Source organism: Pseudomonas sp. GW821-FHT04D07 (assembly GCF_059420225.1).
Window position 1 is genome coordinate 1 of sequence record NZ_JBWKTH010000020.1, and the last position, 24,206, is coordinate 24,206.

The 24,206-nt window shown below is 56.5% G+C and carries 23 protein-coding genes and 4 tRNA genes; all 27 read left to right on the plus strand.

The features are described 5' to 3' along the window. Positions 1-140 precede the first annotated feature (140 nt). The 27 genes from birA (at position 141) to rpsC (ending at position 24,199) form a co-directional block, all read left to right on the plus strand. On the plus strand, positions 141-1,100 hold the full coding sequence (gene birA, locus AC07T0_RS21280; RefSeq protein WP_495003071.1) for a bifunctional biotin--[acetyl-CoA-carboxylase] ligase/biotin operon repressor BirA: 960 nt from the start codon (positions 141-143) through the stop codon (positions 1,098-1,100). A gap of 101 nt (positions 1,101-1,201) precedes the next feature. After that, on the plus strand, positions 1,202-1,648 hold the full coding sequence (locus tag AC07T0_RS21285) for an SPOR domain-containing protein (protein ID WP_495003072.1): 447 nt from the start codon (positions 1,202-1,204) through the stop codon (positions 1,646-1,648). 142 nt (positions 1,649-1,790) lie between these two features. Next, positions 1,791-1,875: transfer RNA gene (locus AC07T0_RS21290), tRNA-Tyr, on the plus strand. A 25-nt stretch (positions 1,876-1,900) separates the two neighbouring features. Beyond that, positions 1,901-1,974 (plus strand) — tRNA-Gly (locus tag AC07T0_RS21295). Positions 1,975-2,000: 26 nt separating this feature from the next. After that, positions 2,001-2,076, plus strand: a tRNA-Thr gene (locus AC07T0_RS21300). A gap of 85 nt (positions 2,077-2,161) precedes the next feature. Continuing rightward, positions 2,162-3,355: an elongation factor Tu gene (gene tuf / locus AC07T0_RS21305; RefSeq protein ID WP_495003073.1), complete on the plus strand. Its 1,194-nt coding sequence runs from the start codon at positions 2,162-2,164 to the stop codon at positions 3,353-3,355. A gap of 54 nt (positions 3,356-3,409) precedes the next feature. After that, positions 3,410-3,485 (plus strand) — tRNA-Trp (locus AC07T0_RS21310). Between the two features lie 45 nt (positions 3,486-3,530). Further along, positions 3,531-3,899 (plus strand): preprotein translocase subunit SecE, encoded by a 369-nt coding sequence (gene secE / locus AC07T0_RS21315; RefSeq protein WP_100944346.1) that lies wholly within the window; start codon positions 3,531-3,533, stop codon positions 3,897-3,899. A 9-nt stretch (positions 3,900-3,908) separates the two neighbouring features. Then, positions 3,909-4,442 carry a transcription termination/antitermination protein NusG gene (nusG, locus tag AC07T0_RS21320; protein ID WP_003186097.1) on the plus strand — a complete coding sequence of 178 codons (534 nt, stop codon included), beginning with the start codon at positions 3,909-3,911 and terminating at the stop codon, positions 4,440-4,442. Between the two features lie 117 nt (positions 4,443-4,559). Beyond that, a complete protein-coding gene (rplK, locus tag AC07T0_RS21325; RefSeq protein ID WP_003176435.1) occupies positions 4,560-4,991 on the plus strand; it encodes a 50S ribosomal protein L11 in 432 nt (143 codons plus the stop codon). Continuing rightward, the gene (gene rplA / locus AC07T0_RS21330) at positions 4,991-5,686 is read left to right on the plus strand and encodes a 50S ribosomal protein L1 (RefSeq protein WP_218227233.1); all 696 of its coding nucleotides are present in this window, start codon (positions 4,991-4,993) and stop codon (positions 5,684-5,686) included. The genes rplK and rplA overlap by 1 nt, the downstream gene beginning before the upstream one ends. Positions 5,687-5,885: 199 nt before the next feature. After that, positions 5,886-6,386: a 50S ribosomal protein L10 gene (gene rplJ / locus AC07T0_RS21335; protein ID WP_177095582.1), complete on the plus strand. Its 501-nt coding sequence runs from the start codon at positions 5,886-5,888 to the stop codon at positions 6,384-6,386. Between the two features lie 78 nt (positions 6,387-6,464). Further along, positions 6,465-6,830: a 50S ribosomal protein L7/L12 gene (gene rplL / locus AC07T0_RS21340; RefSeq protein ID WP_495003074.1), complete on the plus strand. Its 366-nt coding sequence runs from the start codon at positions 6,465-6,467 to the stop codon at positions 6,828-6,830. Positions 6,831-7,051: 221 nt separating this feature from the next. Then, on the plus strand, positions 7,052-11,125 hold the full coding sequence (gene rpoB, locus AC07T0_RS21345) for a DNA-directed RNA polymerase subunit beta (protein ID WP_495003075.1): 4,074 nt from the start codon (positions 7,052-7,054) through the stop codon (positions 11,123-11,125). Positions 11,126-11,189: 64 nt separating this feature from the next. Then, positions 11,190-15,389 (plus strand): DNA-directed RNA polymerase subunit beta', encoded by a 4,200-nt coding sequence (gene rpoC / locus AC07T0_RS21350; protein WP_100944351.1) that lies wholly within the window; start codon positions 11,190-11,192, stop codon positions 15,387-15,389. 218 nt (positions 15,390-15,607) lie between these two features. Continuing rightward, positions 15,608-15,979, plus strand: coding sequence for a 30S ribosomal protein S12 (gene rpsL, locus AC07T0_RS21355; RefSeq protein ID WP_003186084.1), 372 nt, complete (start codon positions 15,608-15,610; stop codon positions 15,977-15,979). A 120-nt stretch (positions 15,980-16,099) separates the two neighbouring features. Beyond that, positions 16,100-16,570 carry a 30S ribosomal protein S7 gene (gene rpsG / locus AC07T0_RS21360; protein ID WP_495003076.1) on the plus strand — a complete coding sequence of 157 codons (471 nt, stop codon included), beginning with the start codon at positions 16,100-16,102 and terminating at the stop codon, positions 16,568-16,570. A 30-nt stretch (positions 16,571-16,600) separates the two neighbouring features. Beyond that, positions 16,601-18,703 carry an elongation factor G gene (gene fusA, locus AC07T0_RS21365; RefSeq protein ID WP_495003077.1) on the plus strand — a complete coding sequence of 701 codons (2,103 nt, stop codon included), beginning with the start codon at positions 16,601-16,603 and terminating at the stop codon, positions 18,701-18,703. A 30-nt stretch (positions 18,704-18,733) separates the two neighbouring features. After that, entirely contained in the window at positions 18,734-19,927 is a 1,194-nt protein-coding gene (gene tuf / locus AC07T0_RS21370) for an elongation factor Tu (RefSeq protein WP_495003078.1), read from the plus strand. 158 nt (positions 19,928-20,085) lie between these two features. Then, positions 20,086-20,397 carry a 30S ribosomal protein S10 gene (gene rpsJ / locus AC07T0_RS21375; RefSeq protein WP_003186070.1) on the plus strand — a complete coding sequence of 104 codons (312 nt, stop codon included), beginning with the start codon at positions 20,086-20,088 and terminating at the stop codon, positions 20,395-20,397. A gap of 80 nt (positions 20,398-20,477) precedes the next feature. Then, entirely contained in the window at positions 20,478-21,113 is a 636-nt protein-coding gene (gene rplC, locus AC07T0_RS21380; protein WP_007253310.1) for a 50S ribosomal protein L3, read from the plus strand. 12 nt (positions 21,114-21,125) lie between these two features. Next, a complete protein-coding gene (gene rplD, locus AC07T0_RS21385) occupies positions 21,126-21,728 on the plus strand; it encodes a 50S ribosomal protein L4 (RefSeq protein WP_121135086.1) in 603 nt (200 codons plus the stop codon). Then, a complete protein-coding gene (rplW, locus tag AC07T0_RS21390) occupies positions 21,725-22,024 on the plus strand; it encodes a 50S ribosomal protein L23 (RefSeq protein WP_002555488.1) in 300 nt (99 codons plus the stop codon). Before rplD ends, rplW begins: the two co-directional genes overlap by 4 nt. A 14-nt stretch (positions 22,025-22,038) precedes the next feature. Continuing rightward, positions 22,039-22,863 carry a 50S ribosomal protein L2 gene (gene rplB / locus AC07T0_RS21395; protein ID WP_103495383.1) on the plus strand — a complete coding sequence of 275 codons (825 nt, stop codon included), beginning with the start codon at positions 22,039-22,041 and terminating at the stop codon, positions 22,861-22,863. 16 nt (positions 22,864-22,879) lie between these two features. Continuing rightward, on the plus strand, positions 22,880-23,155 hold the full coding sequence (gene rpsS, locus AC07T0_RS21400; RefSeq protein WP_002555486.1) for a 30S ribosomal protein S19: 276 nt from the start codon (positions 22,880-22,882) through the stop codon (positions 23,153-23,155). Positions 23,156-23,166: 11 nt separating this feature from the next. Further along, a complete protein-coding gene (gene rplV / locus AC07T0_RS21405; RefSeq protein ID WP_003103908.1) occupies positions 23,167-23,499 on the plus strand; it encodes a 50S ribosomal protein L22 in 333 nt (110 codons plus the stop codon). 13 nt (positions 23,500-23,512) lie between these two features. Further along, entirely contained in the window at positions 23,513-24,199 is a 687-nt protein-coding gene (rpsC, locus tag AC07T0_RS21410; protein WP_008065719.1) for a 30S ribosomal protein S3, read from the plus strand. Positions 24,200-24,206: the final 7 nt, after the last annotated feature.

The following is a 24,206-nucleotide window of genomic DNA, read 5'->3' on the forward strand; positions in this document are numbered from 1 at the left end:
AGAGATAGCGTCGTGCCCGGCCTTCGTAGGAGCCGGCTTGCCGGCGATGGCGGCCGCATGGGCGCTGCAAGGCTCAAGGGTCATATGCAAGCCCTCGGCGCATGGCTATCATGCCTGCCTCATTGTGAGTCGAGACCTGCATGCTGACGTTGTTGAAACTCCTCAAAGATGGTCGATTCCACTCCGGGCAAGCGCTGGGGGTGGCGTTGGGCGTCAGCCGTAGCGCTGTCTGGAAACAGCTCCAGCAACTGGAGGCGGAATTCGGGCTGGTTATCCATAAAGTCCGTGGTCGAGGTTATCAACTCGCCAGTCCATTGGTGTTGCTGAGTGAGCTGGAGATAGCCGCGGCACAACCCTCGGTCTCCTGGCCGGTGCATGTCTACGACACCATCGACTCAACCAATGCCGAGGCGCTGCGCCTGGTGGAGAAAGGTGTTGTTGCACCTTTCATCGTGGTGGCCGAGCGGCAAACCGCGGGGCGAGGGCGTAGGGGGCGGCCGTGGGTCAGCCCGTTCGCGGAAAATATCTATTACAGTCTGTTGCTCAGGATCGAAGGCGGCATGCGCCAGCTGGAAGGCCTGAGCCTGGTGGTCGGCCTGGCCGTTTTAAGCGCATTGCGTGAGCTCGGTATCGCCGGGGCGGGGCTGAAGTGGCCAAATGACGTGCTGGTCGACAACAAGAAGATCGCCGGCATTCTGCTGGAGCTGGTCGGCGACCCCGCGGATGTCTGTCACGTCGTTCTGGGTGTCGGGATCAACGTCAATATGCAGGTTGCCGAACAGGTGGATCAGTTGTGGACATCGGCTCGCCTGGAAACGGGGCGCTCGATCGATCGCAATCAACTGATCGCCAGCCTCGGGGAAAAGTTGCGCTTTTACCTGGAGTGGCATCAGTCCTCCGGTTTTGCCGCGATCCAGGCCGAGTGGGAGCAGAATCATCTCTGGCAAGGGCGCAAGGTTGCCCTGGTTGCCGGGGTGAACCAGGTCGAAGGGATCGTGCTGGGCATCGATCAGCAGGGCGCCCTGCGTCTGCAGGTGGATGGCGTGGAAAAGGTTTTCAGTGGTGGCGAACTCAGTCTGCGCTTGCGTGATGATGCCTGAGTTCGAAGTCGCTAGCGGTTTTCGCAAGGGTTGGGCGCATTGGCTGCCCGCCCTGGTATTGGTTGGCTTGGCGGTGGCGTGTCCGCTCGATTGAGGTTCCTATGCGTTGGTTGTTTCTGTTGCTGCTGGTGCTCAATGGTGTCTATTACGTCTGGCACCAGCAGGAAGCGCCCTTGAGGGCCAAGGAAGTCGCCCCTCTTTCGCTGTATCGCAGCGCTCACCAGGATATCCAGTTGCTGAGCGAGTCGGATGGCGCCGGCGGGCGTCGCGCAGTCTCCGCGGCGCCGGAGCGCGAGGGTGATTGTGTCTATCTGGGCGCCGTGACTCGCCAGGATCTGGCGCAGACCATCGCCCAGCGCCTTCAGGGCAGCAATATCAAGGCGCGGGTCGGGCAGGTCAATCTGCCGGATTCAGCGGGCTACTGGGTACGCATCGCACCTGAAAGCCAGCATTTGCTGGACGATGCCCTGCTGCAGAGCCTTGCTAAAGAATTCAATGAGTTAAAACATAAAATAATGCCGTGCGAAGGCATTGCAACTGTCGAATAGTTTGAATAGAATGGCGCCCGCTTCGCAGTGAACACCTCTTGAGGGACTGGCTACGAAGCGTGTCAACGCAGCTAACCTCATAATTTAAATGAGAAAAATGCTTGACAGAAGGTCGACATGATGTAGAATGTCGGCTCGCTTAGGAGGGGTTCCCGAGCGGCCAAAGGGATCAGACTGTAAATCTGACGTCTACGACTTCGAAGGTTCGAATCCTTCCCCCTCCACCATATTTAAGCGTGAGCTGCAAGCTCCGCGGGTATAGTTTAGTGGTAGAACCTCAGCCTTCCAAGCTGATGATGCGGGTTCGATTCCCGCTACCCGCTCCAAGTTTGCTGTTTGTGCACCGTGTTTTGCTCTTGTAGCTCAGTTGGTAGAGCACACCCTTGGTAAGGGTGAGGTCAGCGGTTCAAATCCGCTCAAGAGCTCCATAATAACAAGGCAGATATGCAAATATCTGCCTTTGTTTTAATGGCTGATGCAGCTTGCTTAATTCTTCTCCTGAGGGTGATTTCGATGGCTAAGGAAAAGTTCGAACGTAATAAGCCGCACGTCAATGTGGGTACCATTGGTCACGTCGACCACGGTAAGACCACCCTGACCGCCGCTCTGACCCGGGTTTGTTCCGAAGTGTTCGGTTCGGCCAAGGTTGAGTTCGATAAAATCGACAGCGCCCCGGAAGAAAAAGCTCGCGGTATCACCATTAACACCGCTCACGTTGAATACGACTCGGCCGTGCGTCACTACGCACACGTTGACTGCCCAGGTCACGCCGACTACGTAAAAAACATGATCACCGGTGCTGCGCAGATGGATGGCGCGATTCTGGTTTGTTCGGCCGCTGATGGTCCGATGCCGCAAACCCGTGAGCACATTCTGTTGTCCCGCCAGGTTGGCGTTCCGTATATCGTGGTTTTCCTGAACAAGGCTGACCTGGTAGACGACGCTGAGCTGCTGGAGCTGGTTGAGATGGAGGTGCGCGATCTGCTGAGCACTTACGATTTCCCGGGTGACGACACTCCAATCATTATCGGTTCTGCCCGTATGGCGCTGGAAGGTAATGACGAAAACGGCATGGGTACTTCGGCTGTCAAGAAGCTCGTAGAGACTCTGGATGGCTATATCCCTCAGCCGGAGCGCGCAATCGACAAGCCGTTCCTGATGCCGATCGAAGACGTATTCTCGATCTCGGGTCGCGGCACTGTTGTAACTGGTCGTATCGAGCGCGGTATTGTTCGAGTTCAAGATCCACTGGAGATCGTTGGGTTGCGTGACACTGCTGTCACCACCTGCACCGGTGTTGAAATGTTTCGTAAGCTGCTCGACGAAGGTCGTGCAGGTGAAAACTGCGGCGTCTTGCTGCGCGGCACCAAGCGTGATGACGTCGAGCGTGGCCAGGTACTGGTCAAGCCGGGTTCGGTCAAGCCGCACACCAAGTTCACCGCAGAAGTTTACGTTCTGAGCAAGGAAGAAGGCGGTCGTCATACGCCGTTCTTCAAAGGCTATCGTCCGCAGTTCTACTTCCGTACGACTGATGTGACTGGTAACTGCGAGCTGCCGGAAGGCGTCGAAATGGTAATGCCAGGTGACAACATTCAGATGACTGTCACTCTGATCAAGACCATTGCGATGGAAGATGGCCTGCGTTTCGCTATCCGTGAGGGCGGTCGTACCGTCGGCGCGGGTGTGGTAGCGAAAGTAATCGAATAAGTAGTTGAAATGCCTCTCTCAGGTCGACATAATGGTCGGCCTGATTCAAGTTTTAGGTCAGTAGCTCAATTGGCAGAGCGACGGTCTCCAAAACCGTAGGTTGGGGGTTCGATTCCCTCCTGACCTGCCAGATTCACTCGGTGTGTCTGGCTTTCTTTTCACAGGATTCTCTTAGATGACCTCCAACGCTGAAGCCCAAGGCTCTCGCTTCGATCTTCTCAAGTGGCTCGTAGTAGTCGCTTTGGTGGTGATTGGTGTTGTTGGCAACCAGTATTATCATGGTTCGCCGATCCTGTACCGCGTACTGGCTCTGCTTGTCATCGCTGCCGTAGCTGCCTTTGTAGGCCTGCAGACCGCGAAAGGCAAGTCGTTCTTCGTGCTGGCAAAGGAAGCTCGTACCGAGATTCGTAAAGTCGTATGGCCGACTCGCCAAGAAACCACGCAGACCACGTTGATCGTGGTGGCTGTTGTTCTGGTAATGGCGTTGCTGTTGTGGGGGCTTGATTCCCTGCTCGGCTGGCTTGTTTCCTCGATTGTAGGCTAAGGGTGTCCCGTGGCTAAGCGTTGGTACGTTGTGCATGCTTACTCGGGTTACGAGAAGCATGTGATGCGCTCGTTGGTCGAGCGTGTAAAGCTGGCAGGCATGGAAGATGGCTTCGGCGAAATTCTGGTCCCTACTGAAGAAGTAGTGGAGATGCGTAACGGCCAGAAGCGCAAGAGCGAGCGTAAGTTCTTCCCTGGCTATGTGCTGGTACAGATGGACATGAACGAGGGGACTTGGCACTTGGTCAAGGACACGCCTCGGGTGATGGGTTTCATCGGCGGTACCGCCGACAAGCCTGCGCCGATCACCGACAAAGAAGCAGAAGCGATTCTGCGTCGTGTCGCTGATGGTAGCGACAAGCCGAAGCCGAAGACGCTGTTCGAGCCGGGCGAAGTCGTACGTGTTACCGATGGTCCGTTCGCTGATTTCAACGGCACCGTCGAAGAGGTCAACTACGAAAAGAGCCGCATCCAGGTGGCTGTGCTCATTTTCGGACGCTCTACTCCGGTAGAGCTGGAGTTCAGTCAGGTCGAAAAGGTCTAGCTGAACAAGCATCCCAACCCCACAGTCCAAGGCTGTGGGGTTTTGTCGTCACTGGGATAAACGCGCAAGTAACCGGGGAGCCTTTCGAGGCGTTAGAACCCGTAATTGGAGTGCCTCATGGCCAAGAAGATTACCGCTTACATCAAGCTGCAAGTGAAGGCCGCTCAGGCCAACCCTAGCCCACCCGTCGGTCCAGCTCTGGGTCAGCACGGCGTGAACATCATGGAGTTCTGCAAGGCCTTCAACGCCCGTACCCAGGGTCTTGAGCCAGGTCTGCCGACGCCTGTGATCATCACTGTTTACAGTGACCGCAGCTTCACTTTCGAAACCAAGTCCACCCCGGCTTCGGTTCTGCTGAAAAAGGCCGCTGGCCTGACCAGCGGTTCCGCTCGTCCGAACACCGTTAAGGTTGGCACCGTGACCCGTGCTCAGCTGGAAGAAATCGCGAAAACCAAAAACGCGGATCTGACTGCAGCTGATATGGATGCAGCCGTGCGTACCATCGCCGGTTCTGCTCGTAGCATGGGCCTTAACGTGGAGGGTGTGTAATGGCTAAGCTGACCAAGCGCCAAAAGGCTATCGCCGGCAAAATCGAAGCAGGCAAGGCCTACAACTTTGTAGAAGCCGCTGCTCTGCTGTCCGAGCTGTCGACTGTCAAGTTCAGCGAGTCCTTCGACGTTGCTGTAAACCTGGGCGTTGACCCACGTAAATCCGACCAGGTCGTACGTAGCGCTACTGTGCTGCCACACGGCACTGGCAAGACCGTTCGCGTTGCTGTGTTCACCCAGGGCCCGGCTGCTGAAGCCGCTCTGGCTGCCGGCGCCGATCGCGTTGGTATGGACGACCTGGCTGCCGAAATGAAAGGCGGCGACCTGAACTATGACGTCGTTATTGCTTCTCCGGACGCAATGCGTGTCGTAGGTCAACTGGGTCAGATCCTCGGTCCACGTGGTCTGATGCCTAACCCGAAAGTCGGCACCGTAACCCCAGACGTAGCCACCGCGGTTAAAAACGCCAAGGCTGGTCAGGTTCGTTATCGCACCGACAAAAACGGTATTATCCACACCTCCGTTGGCAAGGTCGGCTTCGACGCCGTCAAGCTGAAGGAAAACGTTGAAGCCCTGATCGCTGACCTGAAGCGTATCAAACCAGCTTCCTCGAAAGGTATCTACGTCAAGCGCGTAACCCTGAGCACCACCATGGGTCCAGGCCTGGTCATCGACCAAGGTTCGCTGGAAGCGTAAGACGCGATGGGTGCAAGCGATTGCACTCATCGAAAAAAATTGGGGTCCCTGCCTGGCGGGGGCTATCCAAGACCGTAGGCGGCGCAAGTCTTAAACCTCAAGCCTACGCAGATGGTGCTCCCGGTTCCTTACCGAATCAGACACCAAAACGACATCCGGCCTCGGCCAGATGAAACGGTAACAAGCAGGAGTTAAACCCGTGGCAATTAAACTCGAAGACAAGAAGGCCATCGTCGCTGAAGTCAACGAGGCTGCCAAAGTCGCTCTGTCCGCTGTCGTGGCTGATGCCCGTGGCGTAACAGTAGGCGCGATGACCGGACTCCGTAAAGAGGCCCGCGAAGCTGGCGTATACGTACGTGTCGTACGTAATACCCTGCTCAAGCGCGCTGTTGAAGGCACCGAGTACTCGGTCCTCAACGACGTGTTCAAAGGCCCGACCCTGATTGCTTTCTCCAAGGAACACCCGGGCGCTGCTGCTCGTCTGTTCAAAGAGTTCGCAAAGGGTCAGGACAAGTTCGAGATCAAGGCAGCTGCGTTCGAGGGCAAGTTCCTCGCAGCCAATCAGATCGACGTACTGGCAACCTTGCCGACCCGTGACGAAGCAATCTCCCAGCTGATGAGCGTGATTCAAGGCGCTACCAGCAAGTTGGCTCGTACTCTGGCGGCTATTCGCGACCAGAAAGAAGCCGTTGCAGCCTAAGGCTGAGCACTTCTTTTCGCGTATTTTTGTTTATTTCGATGGTCGCGTAGGCCGTCCCCCAATTCAGGAAATACAGTAATGTCTATCTCCCAAGAAGATATCCTCAACGCCGTAGCTGAAATGTCGGTTCTGCAGGTTGTTGAGCTGATCAAAGCTTTCGAAGAAAAATTCGGTGTTACCGCTGCTGCTGCTTCGGCAGGTCCTGCTGCTGCTGCCGCTGTTGTTGAAGAGCAAACCGAATTCAACGTCATCTTGCTGGAAGCTGGCGAGAAGAAAGTTAACGTGATCAAGGCAGTACGTGAACTGACCGGTCTGGGCCTGAAAGAAGCCAAGGCTGTAGTTGACGGCGCTCCTGGCCTGGTTCTGGAAGCTGTTGCCAAAGACGCAGCTGACAAAGCCAAAGCAACACTGGAAGAAGCAGGCGCTAAAGTCGAGCTGAAGTAAGCTCTGACTTTGCGTCTCCAGCCCGAGCGTTAAGCGACAGGCTGATGGCTGGTGGCTCTTGCCACCGGCCTTTTTCCGTTACTGGCGGCCGACTCGGTCGGTGCCTCTGACGTGCTTCAACCACCCGATGCGGTGGCGCAAACCATGGGGTTTGCACGATTTTCTGGCTGCTCCCGTCGGGGAGGGGCCAAACAAGCAGGTGACCAAGCTGGGGAACGCTGATGGCTTACTCATATACTGAGAAAAAACGTATCCGCAAGGACTTTAGCAAGTTGCCGGACGTCATGGATGTGCCGTACCTCCTGGCCATCCAGCTGGATTCGTATCGTGAATTCTTGCAGGCGGGAGCGACTAAAGATCAGTTCCGCGACGTGGGCCTGCATGCGGCCTTCAAATCCGTTTTCCCGATCATCAGCTACTCCGGCAATGCTGCGCTGGAGTACGTCGGTTATCGCCTGGGCGAACCGGCATTTGATGTCAAAGAATGCGTATTGCGCGGTGTGACTTACGCCGTACCTTTGCGGGTAAAAGTGCGCCTGATCATTTTCGACAAAGAATCGTCGAACAAAGCGATCAAGGACATCAAAGAGCAAGAAGTCTACATGGGTGAAATCCCCCTGATGACCGAGAACGGTACCTTCGTTATCAACGGTACCGAGCGTGTGATCGTTTCCCAGCTGCACCGTTCGCCGGGCGTGTTCTTCGACCACGACCGCGGCAAGACGCACAGCTCCGGCAAACTGCTGTACTCGGCGCGGATCATTCCTTACCGCGGCTCGTGGTTGGACTTCGAGTTCGACCCGAAAGACTGCGTCTTCGTGCGTATCGACCGTCGTCGCAAGCTGCCGGCTTCCGTGCTGCTGCGCGCTCTGGGCTACGCTACCGAAGAAGTGCTGGACGCGTTCTACACCACCAACGTTTTCCACGTGAAGGGCGAAACCCTGAACCTGGAACTGGTGCCTCAGCGTCTGCGCGGTGAAATCGCCGTCCTCGATATTCTCGATGACAAAGGCAAGGTGATTGTCGAGCAGGGTCGTCGTATTACCGCTCGTCACATCAACCAGTTGGAAAAAGCCGCGATCAAAGAGCTGGAAGTGCCGCTGGACTACGTCCTGGGCCGCACCACCGCCAAGGTCATCGTGCACCCGGCTACCGGCGAAATCCTGGCTGAATGCAACACCGAGCTGAACTCCGAGATCCTGGCGAAAATCGCCAAGGCCCAGGTCGTTCGCATCGAGACCTTGTACACCAACGACATCGACTGCGGTCCGTTCATCTCCGACACGCTGAAGATCGACTCCACCAGCAACCAACTGGAAGCGCTGGTCGAGATCTATCGCATGATGCGTCCTGGTGAGCCACCGACCAAGGATGCCGCCGAGACCCTGTTCAACAACCTGTTCTTCAGCCCTGAGCGCTATGACCTGTCTGCGGTCGGCCGGATGAAGTTCAACCGTCGTATCGGTCGTACCGAGATCGAAGGTTCGGGCGTACTGAACAAGGACGATATCGTCGCGGTCCTCAAGACCCTGGTCGACATTCGTAACGGCAAAGGCATCGTCGACGACATCGACCACCTGGGTAACCGTCGTGTTCGCTGCGTCGGCGAAATGGCCGAGAACCAGTTCCGTGTTGGCCTGGTACGCGTTGAGCGTGCGGTCAAGGAACGTCTGTCGATGGCGGAAAGCGAAGGCTTGATGCCGCAAGACCTGATCAACGCCAAGCCAGTGGCTGCGGCGGTGAAAGAGTTCTTCGGTTCCAGCCAGCTGTCGCAGTTCATGGACCAGAACAACCCGCTGTCCGAGATCACCCACAAGCGCCGTGTCTCCGCACTCGGCCCTGGTGGTCTGACCCGTGAACGCGCCGGCTTCGAAGTCCGTGACGTACACCCGACGCACTACGGTCGTGTTTGCCCGATCGAAACGCCGGAAGGTCCGAACATCGGTCTGATCAACTCCCTGGCCGCCTATGCGCGCACCAACCAGTACGGCTTCCTGGAAAGCCCGTACCGTGTGGTGAAAGACGCCCTGGTCACCGACGAGATCGTGTTCCTGTCCGCCATTGAAGAGGCCGATCACGTGATCGCCCAGGCTTCGGCGACCATGAACGAGCAGAAGGTGCTGATCGACGAGCTGGTTGCCGTACGTCACCTGAACGAGTTCACCGTCAAGGCGCCGGAAGACGTCACCTTGATGGACGTTTCGCCGAAGCAGGTTGTCTCGGTGGCGGCGTCGCTGATCCCGTTCCTCGAGCACGACGACGCCAACCGTGCGTTGATGGGTTCCAACATGCAGCGTCAGGCCGTACCGACCCTGCGTGCCGACAAGCCGCTGGTAGGTACCGGCATGGAGCGCAACGTTGCCCGTGACTCCGGCGTTTGCGTCGTGGCTCGTCGTGGCGGCGTGATCGACTCCGTCGATGCCAGCCGTATCGTGGTGCGTGTTGCCGATGACGAAGTTGAAACTGGCGAAGCCGGTGTCGACATCTACAACCTGACCAAGTACACCCGCTCGAACCAGAACACCTGCATCAACCAGCGTCCGCTGGTGCGTAAGGGTGATCGCGTTCAGCGCAGCGACATCATGGCCGACGGCCCGTCCACCGACATGGGTGAACTGGCGCTGGGTCAGAACATGCGCATCGCCTTCATGGCATGGAACGGCTTCAACTTCGAAGACTCCATCTGCCTGTCGGAACGTGTTGTTCAGGAAGACCGTTTCACCACGATCCACATCCAGGAACTGACCTGTGTGGCCCGTGACACCAAGCTTGGGCCAGAGGAAATCACTGCGGACATCCCGAACGTGGGTGAAGCCGCACTGAACAAGCTGGACGAAGCCGGTATCGTCTACGTCGGTGCCGAAGTCGGCCCGGGCGACATCCTGGTCGGCAAGGTCACTCCGAAAGGCGAGACCCAACTGACGCCGGAAGAAAAACTGCTGCGTGCGATCTTCGGTGAGAAGGCCAGCGACGTCAAAGACACCTCCCTGCGTGTACCAACCGGTACCAAGGGCACCGTTATCGACGTTCAGGTCTTCACCCGTGATGGCGTCGAGCGCGACACCCGTGCACTGTCCATCGAGAAGAGCCAGCTCGACGAGATCCGCAAGGACCTCAACGAAGAGTTCCGCATCGTTGAAGGCGCGACCTTCGAACGCCTGCGTTCTGCGCTGGTTGGCCACAAGGCCGAAGGCGGCGCTGGCCTGAAGAAAGGCCAGGAAATCACCGACGAAGTGCTCGACGGTCTGGAGCATGGGCAGTGGTTCAAACTGCGCATGACTGAAGATGCGCTGAACGAGCAGCTCGAGAAGGCCCAGGCCTACATCGTTGATCGCCGCCGTCTGCTGGACGACAAGTTCGAAGACAAGAAGCGCAAGCTGCAGCAAGGCGATGACCTGGCTCCGGGCGTACTGAAGATCGTCAAGGTCTACCTGGCAATCCGTCGTCGCATCCAGCCGGGCGACAAGATGGCCGGTCGTCACGGTAACAAGGGTGTGGTCTCCGTGATCATGCCGGTTGAAGACATGCCGCACGATGCCTATGGCACCCCGGTCGACGTCGTCCTCAACCCGCTGGGCGTACCTTCGCGTATGAACGTCGGTCAGATCCTCGAAACTCACCTGGGCCTGGCGGCCAAAGGTCTGGGCGAGAAGATCAACCGCATGATCGAGGAGCAACGCAAGGTCGCTGACCTGCGCAAGTTCCTGCACGAGATCTACAACGAAATCGGCGGTCGCAACGAGGACCTGGACAGCTTCACCGACCAGGAAATCCTCGACTTGGCGCACAACCTCAAGGCTGGTGTGCCAATGGCCACCCCAGTGTTCGACGGTGCCAAGGAAGTTGAAATCAAGGCCATGCTGAAACTGGCAGACCTGCCGGAAAGCGGCCAGATGCAACTGTTCGATGGTCGTACCGGCAACAAGTTCGAGCGTCCGGTTACCGTTGGCTACATGTACATGCTGAAGCTGAACCACTTGGTAGACGACAAGATGCACGCTCGTTCTACCGGTTCGTACAGCCTGGTTACCCAGCAGCCGCTGGGTGGTAAGGCGCAGTTCGGTGGTCAGCGTTTCGGGGAGATGGAGGTCTGGGCACTGGAAGCATACGGTGCCGCATACACTCTGCAAGAAATGCTCACAGTGAAGTCGGACGATGTGAACGGTCGGACCAAGATGTACAAAAACATCGTGGACGGCGATCACCGTATGGAGCCGGGCATGCCCGAGTCCTTCAACGTGTTGATCAAGGAAATTCGTTCCCTCGGCATCGATATCGATCTGGAAACCGAATAACACGTGACGCGAATCGAGAGCGGGGCTGTATGGCCCGCTCTCTGCTCCGCCAGGAGGAAAGGCCTTGAAAGACCTACTGAATTTGCTGAAAAACCAGGGTCAAGTCGAAGAGTTCGACGCCATCCGTATTGGATTGGCATCGCCTGAGATGATCCGTTCGTGGTCGTTCGGTGAAGTTAAAAAACCGGAAACCATCAACTACCGTACGTTCAAACCTGAGCGTGACGGCCTGTTCTGCGCCAAGATTTTTGGCCCGGTCAAGGATTACGAGTGCCTGTGCGGTAAGTACAAGCGCTTGAAGCACCGCGGTGTGATCTGCGAGAAGTGCGGCGTTGAAGTCGCCCTGGCCAAGGTTCGTCGTGAGCGCATGGCGCACATCGAACTGGCTTCGCCGGTTGCCCACATCTGGTTCCTGAAGTCCCTGCCGTCGCGTATCGGCCTGCTGATGGACATGACCCTGCGTGATATCGAGCGCGTTCTCTACTTCGAGAGCTACGTCGTTATCGACCCGGGCATGACCACCCTTGAAAAAGGCCAGCTGCTGAACGACGAGCAGTACTTCGAAGCCCTCGAAGAGTTCGGTGATGACTTCGACGCCCGCATGGGTGCTGAAGCTGTCCGTGAACTGCTGCACGCGATCGACCTGGAACACGAGATTGGCCGTCTGCGCGAAGAAATTCCGCAAACCAACTCCGAAACCAAGATCAAGAAGCTGTCCAAGCGTCTGAAGTTGATGGAAGCCTTCCAGGGTTCCGGCAACCTGCCAGAGTGGATGGTGCTGACCGTTCTGCCGGTTTTGCCGCCAGACCTGCGTCCACTGGTTCCGCTCGATGGCGGTCGCTTTGCGACTTCCGACCTCAACGATCTGTATCGTCGAGTGATCAACCGTAACAACCGTTTGAAGCGCCTGCTGGACCTGTCCGCGCCTGACATCATCGTGCGCAACGAAAAGCGCATGCTGCAGGAAGCTGTGGATGCCCTGCTGGACAACGGTCGTCGCGGTCGCGCCATTACCGGTTCGAACAAGCGTCCTCTGAAATCCCTGGCTGACATGATCAAGGGTAAGCAAGGTCGTTTCCGTCAGAACTTGCTCGGTAAGCGCGTTGACTACTCGGGTCGTTCGGTTATTACCGTAGGTCCGACCCTGCGTCTGCACCAGTGCGGTCTGCCGAAGAAGATGGCCCTCGAGCTGTTCAAACCGTTCATTTTCGGCAAGCTGGAAATGCGTGGTCTCGCGACCACCATCAAGGCCGCGAAGAAGATGGTCGAGCGCGAACTGCCAGAGGTTTGGGACGTTCTCGCTGAAGTGATTCGCGAACACCCGGTTCTCCTCAACCGTGCACCGACCCTTCACCGTCTGGGTATCCAGGCGTTTGAACCGGTACTGATCGAAGGTAAGGCTATCCAGCTGCACCCGCTGGTCTGTGCTGCGTACAACGCCGACTTCGACGGCGACCAAATGGCCGTGCACGTACCGCTGACGCTGGAAGCCCAGCTCGAAGCGCGTGCGTTGATGATGTCGACCAACAACATCCTGTCGCCCGCCAACGGTGAGCCAATCATCGTTCCGTCGCAGGACGTTGTATTGGGTCTGTACTACATGACCCGTGAGGCGATCAACGCCAAGGGCGAAGGTCGTATTTTCGCCGACCTGCAGGAAGTCGACCGCGTATTCCGCGCCGGCGAAGCCGCCCTGCACGCCAAGATCAAGGTTCGTATCAACGAAACCGTCAATGATCGTGATGGTGGCAGCGTCAAGAACACCCGTATCGTCGACACCACTGTCGGCCGTGCGCTGCTGTTCCAGGTGGTTCCGGCCGGCCTGTCGTTCGACGTCGTCAACCTGCCGATGAAGAAGAAGGCGATCTCCAAGCTGATCAACCAGTGCTACCGCGTGGTTGGTTTGAAAGAGACCGTGATCTTCGCTGACCAGTTGATGTACACCGGTTTTGCCTATTCGACCATTTCCGGCGTTTCCATCGGCGTTAACGACTTCGTTATCCCGGATGAAAAAGCCCGCATCATCGGTGCCGCCACCGACGAAGTGAAAGAGATCGAAAGTCAGTACGCCTCCGGCCTGGTCACCCAGGGCGAGAAGTACAACAAAGTGATCGACTTGTGGTCCAAGGCGAACGACGAAGTGTCCAAGGCGATGATGGCCAACCTCTCGAAAGAGAAGGTCATCGACCGTCATGGCGACGAAGTCGACCAGGAATCCTTCAACTCGATGTACATGATGGCCGACTCGGGTGCGCGGGGTTCCGCTGCACAGATTCGTCAGCTGGCCGGTATGCGTGGCCTGATGGCCAAGCCGGACGGTTCCATCATTGAGACGCCGATCACCGCGAACTTCCGTGAAGGCCTGAGCGTACTCCAGTACTTCATCTCCACTCACGGTGCTCGTAAAGGTCTCGCGGATACCGCGTTGAAAACCGCGAACTCCGGTTACCTGACCCGTCGTCTGGTAGACGTGGCGCAGGATCTGGTGGTGACCGAAGTCGACTGTGGCACTGAGCAAGGCTTGCTCATGACGCCGCACATCGAAGGCGGCGACGTTGTCGAGCCGTTGGGTGAGCGCGTTCTGGGTCGAGTGATCGCCCGTGACGTCTTCAAGCCGGGCACCGAGGAAATTATCGTTCCTGCCGGTACCCTGGTCGACGAGAAGTGGGTTGAATTCATCGAGCTGAACAGCATCGATGAAGTCATCGTGCGCTCGCCAATCAGCTGCGAAACCCGCTATGGCATCTGCGCCAAGTGCTACGGCCGTGACTTGGCTCGTGGTCACCAGGTGAACATCGGTGAAGCGGTCGGCGTTATCGCTGCCCAGTCCATCGGTGAGCCGGGTACCCAGCTGACCATGCGTACGTTCCACATCGGTGGTGCGGCAAGCCGGACCTCCGCAGCCGACAGCGTTCAGGTGAAGAATGGCGGTACCGTCCGTCTGCACAACCTGAAGCACGTTGAGCGAGTGGATGGCCACCTGGTTGCGGTGTCCCGTTCCGGTGAGCTGGCGATTGCCGACGACTACGGTCGTGAGCGCGAGCGCTACAAGCTGCCGTACGGTGCGGTGATTTCGGTTAAAGAGGGTGACAAGGTCGACGCTGGCGCAATCGTGGCCAAGTGGGATCCGCACACTCACCCAATCGTTACCGAAATGAAAGGTACCGTGACCTACGTGGGCATGGAAGAAGGCATCACGATCAAGCGTCAGACTGACGAATTGACCGGTATGACCAACATTGAAGTCCTCGACGCCAAAGACCGTCCAGCAGCCGGCAAGGACATTCGTCCTGCGGTGAAGATGGTCGACGACAACGGCAAGGATCTGTTGCTGCCAGGCACTGACGTTATCGCTCAGTACTTCCTGCCAGCCAACGCCCTGGTCGGTGTGGCGGATGGTGCGAAAATCGCGATCGGTGATGTTATCGCGCGGATTCCGCAAGAAACTTCGAAAACTCGCGACATCACCGGTGGTCTGCCGCGTGTTGCCGACTTGTTCGAAGCTCGTCGTCCGAAAGAAGCCTCGATTCTGGCTGAAGTCAGCGGCACCATCGCGTTCGGTAAAGAGACCAAGGGCAAGCGCCGTCTGGTCATTACCCCGAACGACGGTAGCGATCCGTACGAGGAGCTGATTCCGAAGTGGCGTCACCTGAACGTCTTCGAAGGCGAACAAGTGAACCGCGGCGAAGTCATCTCCGACGGTCCGAGCGATCCACACGATATCCTGCGTCTGCTGGGTGTGAGTGCGCTGGCCAAGTACATCGTCAACGAGATCCAGGACGTTTACCGTCTGCAAGGCGTGAAGATCAACGACAAGCACATCGAGACCATCCTGCGTCAGATGCTGCGTAAAGTTGAAATCGCTGAATCCGGCGATTCCACCTTCATCAAGGGCGACCAGATGGAGCTGACTCACGTTCTGGTAGAGAACGAGCGTCTGGCTGGCGACGACAAGTTCGTTTCCAAGTTCACTCGCGTTCTGCTGGGTATCACCAAGGCGTCGTTGTCGACCGAATCGTTCATCTCGGCGGCCTCTTTCCAAGAGACCACCCGCGTACTGACCGAAGCGGCCGTTACCGGCAAGCGCGACTACCTGCGCGGCCTGAAAGAAAACGTGGTTGTGGGTCGTCTGATCCCGGCCGGTACCGGTCTGGCTTATCACAGCGAGCGCAAGCGTCGTCGTGAACTGGACAAACCGTTGCGCGTAAGCGCCAGTGAAGTGGAAGCTGCACTGACCGAAGCGCTGAACTCTAGCGGTAACTGAGTTCCGCGGTAGTGAGAACAAGGCCCTGGTAGCCTCCGCCAACGCCATCGAGACATTTTTTGTTGCGATGGTCGGTGTGAGGAGATCGGGGCCTTGTCTTGACTGGGGGCAAGATCCTCTTTAGACTCTTGTACCCCTAAATTTGGCGGGAATTCGTTCCTGCCATTTTGCTTTTCTTGCAAGACAATAGCGTCGCAAGACAACAGTGGAGCTAGTAGATGGCAACTATCAACCAGCTGGTACGTCAGCCGCGTAAGCGTATCGTCGAGAAATCCGACGTACCTGCGCTGCAGAACTGCCCGCAACGTCGTGGCGTGTGCACTCGTGTGTACACCACCACGCCGAAAAAACCTAACTCGGCACTGCGTAAAGTATGCCGTGTGCGCCTGACCAACGGTTTCGAGGTTTCCTCGTACATCGGCGGTGAAGGCCACAACCTGCAAGAGCACAGCGTGGTGCTGATCCGTGGCGGTCGTGTAAAAGACTTGCCAGGTGTTCGTTACCACACCGTTCGCGGCTCCCTGGATACCTCCGGCGTCAAAGGTCGTAACCAAGGTCGTTCGAAATACGGTACCAAGCGTCCGAAGTAATCGGCCGTTTGCTGCAGTAACTGATTTTTATTTTTTTGAGTCGATAAGAGTAAGGTCGGGCGTACATCCACTGGGTGTCATGTTCCCGGGCTAACCTGAAGACCGTTTGAGGGCTTATCAATGCCAAGACGTCGTGTAGCAGCCAAGCGTGAGATTCTGGACGATCCGAAATACGGTAGCCAGATTCTCGCCAAATTCATGAACCACGTGATGGAAAGCGGCAAGAAAGCCGTGGCCGAACGTATCGTTTATGGTGCTCTGGATAAAGTTAAAGAGCGCAAAAACGCTGACCCCCTGGAACTCTTCGAGAAAGCACTCGACGCCATCGCTCCGCTGGTCGAAGTGAAGTCGCGCCGTGTAGGCGGTGCTACTTACCAGGTTCCGGTCGAAGTTCGTCCGTCCCGTCGTAACGCTCTGGCAATGCGCTGGTTGGTAGACTTCGCCCGCAAGCGCGGCGAGAAGTCCATGGCTCTGCGTTTGGCTGGCGAACTGATGGACGCCGCTGAAGGTAAAGGTGCTGCAGTTAAGAAGCGTGAAGACGTGCACCGTATGGCTGAAGCCAACAAGGCTTTCTCGCACTACCGCTTCTAATTTTAGCGTCACTCAATTTGCGAGGGCTTTATGGCTCGTACAACCGATATTAAACGCTACCGTAACATTGGTATCGTTGCTCACGTGGACGCGGGTAAAACCACGACTACTGAGCGCGTCCTGTTTTACACGGGCGTAAACCACAAAATGGGCGAGGTGCACGACGGCGCCGCGACCATGGACTGGATGGTGCAGGAGCAGGAGCGGGGTATTACCATTACCTCCGCTGCGACCACCGCATTCTGGGAAGGTTCTGCCAAGCAGTTTCCCAAGCACCGCTTCAACATCATCGATACCCCCGGCCACGTTGACTTCACCATTGAAGTAGAGCGTTCGCTGCGCGTACTCGACGGTGCGGTCGTTGTGTTCTGCGGTACTTCCGGTGTCGAGCCTCAGTCTGAAACCGTATGGCGTCAAGCCAACAAGTACGGTGTTCCACGTCTCGTTTACGTGAACAAGATGGACCGTGCCGGTGCGAACTTCCTGCGCGTTGTTGCGCAGATCAAGCAGCGCCTGGGTCACACTCCAGTGCCTATCCAGTTGGCTATCGGTTCCGAAGACAACTTCCAGGGTCAGATCGATCTGATGTCCATGGAAGCGGTCTACTGGGACGACGCTGACAAAGGCATGGCTGCTCGTCGCGAGCCGATCCCTGCAGAACTGCAGGAATTGGCTGAAGAGTGGCGTGGCAACATGGTTGAGGCTGCTGCCGAAGCCACTGAAGAGCTGATGAACAAGTACCTCGAAGGTGAAGAGCTCACCATCGAGGAAATCAAGGGCGGCCTGCGTCAGCGTACTATCGCTGGTGAGATCGTTCTGGCTGTTTGCGGTTCTTCCTTCAAGAACAAGGGCGTTCCCCTGGTTCTCGACGCTGTTATCGACTACCTGCCTGCACCTGTCGACATTCCTGCCATCAAGGGTTCCGACCCGGATGACGAGACTATCGCCATGGAGCGTCATGCAGACGACAGCGAACCGTTCTCCGCTCTGGCGTTCAAAATCGCCACCGACCCATTTGTGGGTACCCTGACCTTCGCTCGCGTTTACTCGGGCGTGTTGAGCTCCGGCGACGGCGTGATCAACTCGGTCAAGGGCAAGAAAGAGCGCGTGGGTCGTATGGTGCAGATGCATGCCAACACCCGTGAAGAGATCAAGGAAGTACGCGCTGGCGACATCGCGGCCTTGATCGGCATGAAGGACGTCACCACCGGTGACACCCTGTGCTCGGCTGACAAGCCAATCATCCTGGTTCGCATGGACTTCCCGGAGCCGGTTATTTCGGTTGCCGTTGAGCCGAAGACCAAGGATGACCAGGAAAAAATGGGTATCGCTCTGGGCAAACTTGCTCAGGAAGACCCATCTTTCCGCGTCAAAACTGATGAAGAGACTGGTCAAACGATCATCTCCGGCATGGGCGAATTGCACCTGGACATCCTGGTTGACCGGATGCGCCGTGAGTTCAACGTCGAAGCCAACATCGGTAAGCCTCAGGTTTCCTATCGTGAGAAAATCACGAAGAACTGTGAAATCGAAGGCAAGTTCGTTCGTCAGTCCGGCGGTCGTGGCCAGTTTGGTCACTGCTGGATTCGTTTTGCACCGGCTGACGAAGGTCAGGAAGGTCTGCAATTCGTGAACGAAGTGGTTGGTGGTGTGGTTCCTAAGGAATACATCCCGGCTATCCAGAAGGGTATCGAAGAGCAGATGAAGAACGGCGTTGTTGCCGGCTATCCGCTGATCGGCCTGAAGGCGACTGTGTTTGACGGTTCTTACCACGACGTCGACTCCAACGAGATGGCGTTCAAGGTGGCTGCTTCCATGGCGACCAAGCAACTCGCGTCCAAGGGCGGCGGTGTTGTGCTTGAGCCGATCATGAAGGTAGAAGTTGTAACACCTGAGGACTACATGGGTGACGTGATGGGTGACCTGAACCGTCGTCGTGGTCTGATCCAGGGTATGGAAGACACGGTTTCCGGCAAGGTGATCCGCGCCGAGGTTCCGTTGGGCGAAATGTTCGGTTATGCGACCGATGTTCGTTCCATGTCCCAGGGTCGCGCGAGCTACTCTATGGAATTCTCCAAATACTCCGAAGCTCCGTCGAACATCGTCGAAGCTCTCGTTAAAAAACAAGGCTGATTCAGCCCTTTAGGCTAGGAGTTAATTGTCGTGGCTAAAGAAAAATTTGATCGTTCCCTCCCGCACGTCAACGTTGGCACCATCGGTCACGTCGACCACGGTAAAACCACGCTGACCGCTGCTCTGACTCGTGTTTGCTCTGAGATTTTCGGTTCGGCCGTCGTTGATTTCGATAAAATCGACAGCGCACCAGAAGAAAAAGCTCGTGGTATCACCATCAACACCGCGCACGTCGAGTACAACTCGAAGATCCGTCACTACGCTCACGTTGACTGCCCAGGTCACGCTGACTATGTGAAGAACATGATCACTGGTGCTGCCCAGATGGACGGCGCGATCCTGGTTTGCTCGGCCGCCGATGGTCCGATGCCACAAACCCGTGAGCACATCCTGCTGTCCCGTCAGGTAGGCGTTCCGTACATCGTGGTTTTCCTGAACAAGGCTGACCTGGTAGACGACGCTGAGCTGCTGGAACTGGTTGAGATGGAAGTGCGCGATCTGCTGAGCACTTACGACTTCCCAGGTGATGACACTCCAATCATCATCGGTTCCGCGCGTATGGCGCTGGAAGGCAAAGACGACAACGAAATGGGCACCACTGCCGTTCGTAAACTGGTTGAAACCCTGGACAGCTACATCCCAGAACCAGTTCGTCTGACCGACAAGCCATTCCTGATGCCAATCGAAGACGTATTCTCGATCTCGGGTCGCGGTACTGTTGTGACTGGTCGTATCGAGCGCGGTATCGTTCGCGTTCAGGACCCACTGGAAATCGTTGGTCTGCGTGACACCACCGTCACCACCTGCACCGGTGTTGAAATGTTCCGTAAACTGCTCGACGAGGGTCGTGCGGGCGAGAACTGCGGCGTTCTGCTGCGTGGTACCAAGCGTGACGACGTTGAGCGTGGCCAGGTTCTGGTCAAGCCAGGTTCGGTCAAGCCGCACACCAAGTTCACCGCAGAAGTTTACGTTCTGAGCAAGGAAGAAGGCGGCCGTCATACTCCGTTCTTCAAAGGCTACCGTCCACAGTTCTACTTCCGTACGACTGACGTGACTGGTAACTGCGAGCTGCCAGAAGGCGTTGAAATGGTAATGCCAGGTGACAACATTCAGATGACTGTCACTCTGATCAAAACCATCGCGATGGAAGACGGTCTGCGTTTCGCTATCCGTGAAGGCGGTCGTACCGTCGGCGCTGGCGTCGTAGCCAAAATCATCGAGTAAGCTTCTCTTTTGAGATCGCTTCGATGCTTTGAAAAAACCCCCGCCTAGCGGGGGTTTTTTTATTAGGTTGACACCTATCTGGGCCGTCTATAGAATTGCGCCTCCTTTTAACGGGCGTATTGCGCTCGCTGGGAATAGCAGCCGGAGTCTGAAATCCAATGCAAAATCAGCAAATCCGTATCAGGTTGAAGGCTTTTGACCATCGCCTGATCGACCAATCCACCCAGGAAATCGTGGAAACCGCGAAACGTACTGGTGCTCAAGTGCGTGGTCCAATTCCACTGCCTACCCGTAAAGAGCGGTTCACCGTTCTGGTCTCCCCGCACGTCAACAAAGACGCGCGCGACCAGTACGAGATCCGTACTCATAAGCGTGTACTGGACATCGTCCAGCCAACGGATAAAACCGTTGATGCGCTGATGAAGCTTGATCTTGCGGCAGGTGTGGAAGTGCAGATCAGCCTCGGCTAAGACTCGGTCTTAGTCGTGTAACGCTCTGAAATGGGCGGCCATAGCGGGTGAAAGCCCCGTACACTCATGAGGTTTACAACATGACTATTGGTGTAGTCGGTCGTAAATGCGGTATGACCCGTATTTTCACCGAAGAAGGTGTCTCCATTCCGGTTACGGTCATTGAGATCGAACCGAATCGCGTCACCCAGTTCAAAACTGAAGAAACCGATGGCTATCGTGCAGTGCAAGTCACTGTCGGCGAGCGTCGTGCTTCGCGTGTTACAGCCGCTCAAGCTGGCCACTTCGCTAAAGCGAACGTTGCCGCTGGTCGTACCGTAATGGAATTCCGCCTTGAAGAAGGCGACTACCAGGCCGGCGATCTGATCAACGCTGAAATCTTCGCTGCTGGTCAACTGGTTGATGTAACCGGTCAGTCCAAAGGTAAAGGCTTCCAGGGTACGATCAAGCGCTGGAATTTCCGCGGGCAAGATAATACCCACGGTAACTCCGTGTCCCACCGCGTTCCAGGCTCTATCGGCCAGTGCCAGACTCCTGGTCGTGTATTCAAGGGCAAAAAAATGTCCGGTCATATGGGCGCTGAGCGCGTGACCGTGCAGTCCCTCGAAGTAGTGCGCGTGGACGCTGAACGCAATCTGTTGTTGGTCAAGGGCGCTGTTCCTGGCGCTACTGGCGGCAACTTGGTTGTACGTCCAGCAGCCAAGGCTCGCGGTTAAGGGGAAGCTGACATGCAATTAAATGTAAATGACGCTCAAGCGATCGAAGTTTCCGAACTGACATTTGGCGGCGAATTCAACGAGACGCTGGTTCACCAAGCAGTCGTGGCCTACATGGCTGGCGGCCGTCAGGGTAGCAAGCAGCAAAAGACCCGTTCCGACGTTTCCGGTGGCGGCAAGCGCCCGTGGCGTCAGAAAGGTACTGGCCGTGCTCGTGCCGGTACTATCCGTAGCCCAATCTGGCGTGGCGGCGGTACCACTTTCGCAGCTCGTCCTCAGGATCACTCCCAGAAGCTGAACAAGAAGATGTATCGCGCAGCAATGCGTTCCATCCTTGCTGAGCTGGTGCGTACTGATCGTCTGGTCGTGGTTCAGGATTTCGCCGTTGAAACGCCGAAAACCAAAGACCTGCTGAACAAGCTGACTGGCATGAGTCTGACCGACGTTCTGATCGTGTCTGACGCTGTTGATCAGAACCTGTACCTGGCTGCTCGTAACCTGCCTCACGTCGATGTCCGTGACGTACAGGGTTCCGATCCAGTTAGTCTGATCGCATACGACAAGGTGTTGATCACCGTGTCGGCCGTGAAGAAATTCGAGGAGCTGCTGGGATGAACCAGGAACGCGTATTTAAAGTTCTGCTTGGCCCGCACGTTTCCGAGAAGGCTACGGTCCTGGCAGACAAGAAAGGTCAGTTCGTTTTCAAGGTTGCGACTGACGCAACCAAGCTGGAAATCAAGAAGGCCGTCGAAAGCCTGTTCAGCGTGAAAGTAGAGCGTGTGACTACCCTGAATGTCCTGGGTAAAAGCAAACGCACTGCTCGCGGTCTGGGCAAGCGTAATGACTGGAAGAAGGCAGTTATCTCCCTTCAGCCAGGCCAAGATCTCGATTTCAGCAGCAGTGCTGAGTAAGGAAGGGGTGCATCATGGCAATCGTTAAATGCAAACCGACTTCCCCTGGCCGCCGTTTTGTGGTCAAGGTGGTCAACAAGGAGCTGCATAAAGGCGCTCCTCACGCACCGCTGCTCGAGAAAAAATCGAAGACTGGTGGTCGTAACAACAATGGCCGTATTACCACTCGTCACATCGGTGGTGGTCATAAGCAGCATTATCGTCTGGTCGATTTCCGTCGCAACGACAAAGATGGCATCTCTGCCACTGTCGAGCGTATCGAATACGATCCAAACCGTACTGCTCACATCGCTCTGCTGCTGTACGCAGACGGCGAGCGTCGCTACATCATCGCCCCTAAAGGCGTGAGTGCTGGCGACCAGCTGATCGCAGGCGCTCTGGCTCCAATCAAGCCAGGTAACGCTCTGCAACTGCGCAACATCCCAGTGGGTTCCACCGTACACGGCATCGAATTGAAGCCAGGTAAAGGTGCACAGATCGCTCGTTCCGCTGGTGCTTCGGCTCAGCTGATCGCTCGTGAAGGTGTCTACGTGACCCTGCGTCTGCGCTCCGGTGAAATGCGTAAAGTGCTGTCGGAATGCCGTGCAACGCTGGGCGAAGTCTCGAACTCCGAGCACAGCCTGCGTTCCCTGGGTAAAGCCGGTGCCAAACGCTGGCGTGGCGTTCGCCCAACCGTTCGTGGTGTTGCCATGAACCCGGTTGACCACCCACATGGTGGTGGTGAAGGTCGTACCTCTGGTGGTCGTCATCCGGTATCGCCGTGGGGCTTCCCGACTAAGGGCGCGAAGACTCGTGGTAATAAGCGTACCGACAAAATGATCGTCCGTCGTCGCAAGTAAATAGAGGGATACGACAGTGCCACGTTCTCTGAAAAAAGGTCCTTTTATCGATCTTCACCTACTGAAGAAGATCGAAGTGGCGGCGGAAAAGAACGATCGCAAACCAGTTAAGACCTGGTCGCGCCGTTCCATGATCCTGCCACAAATGGTCGGTTTGACCATTGCAGTGCATAACGGTCGTCAACACGTCCCCGTTCTCGTGAACGAAGACATGGTCGGCCACAAACTGGGCGAGTTTGCCGGTACCCGCACATATCGTGGGCACGTGGCTGACAAGAAAGCCAAGCGTTAAGGGGTTAGGAAATGGAAGTAGCCGCTAAGTTGTCGGGCGCTCGAATCTCCGCCCAGAAAGCCCGCTTGGTCGCCGACCAGATCCGCGGGAAGAAGGTGGGCGAAGCGCTCAACTTGTTGGCTTTCAGCAGTAAGAAAGCCGCCGAGATCATGAAGAAAGTGCTGGAGTCGGCCGTAGCCAACGCCGAGCATAACGAAGGCGCAGACGTTGATGACCTGAAGGTCAGCACCGTTTTCGTCAACGAAGGGCGTTCGCTGAAGCGCATCATGCCACGTGCCAAAGGCCGGGCTGATCGCATCGTCAAGCGGTCTTGCCATATCACTGTCAAGGTTGCTGACAAGTAACGGAGTCGAAGAGATGGGTCAGAAAGTACATCCCATTGGCATTCGCCTGGGAATCGTCAAGGAGCACACCTCCGTCTGGTACGCAGACGGTCGGACTTATGCGGACTATTTGCTCGCAGATCTGAAAGTGCGTGAGTACCTCCAAGACAAACTAAAAAGCGCGTCCGTAAGCCGTATCGATATCCATCGTCCGGCCCAAACTGCACGCATCACCATCCACACCGCTCGTCCAGGTATCGTTATCGGGAAGAAGGGTGAGGATGTTGAGAAACTGCGTCAGGACCTGACCAAGCAAATGGGTGTGCCTGTGCACATCAATATCGAAGAGATCCGCAAGCCGGAGCTCGACGGTATGCTGGTTGCCCAGAGCGTAGCTCAGCAGCTGGAGCGTCGTGTGATGTTCCGTCGCGCCATGAAGCGCGCCGTACAGAACGCCATGCGCATTGGTGCCAAAGGCATCAAAATCCAAGTGAGCGGTCGTCTCGGCGGTGCTGAAATCGCACGTACTGAATGGTATCGCGAAGGTCGTGTGCCACTGCACACCCTGCGTGCCGACATCGACTATGCCAACTACGAAGCTCACACCACTTACGGTGTGATCGGTGTAAAGGTTTGGATCTTCAAAGGCGAAGTAATTGGTGGTCGCCAAGAAGAACTGAAACCACAAGCACCAGCGCCTCGTAAAAAAGCTGCTAAGTAAGGGGTAC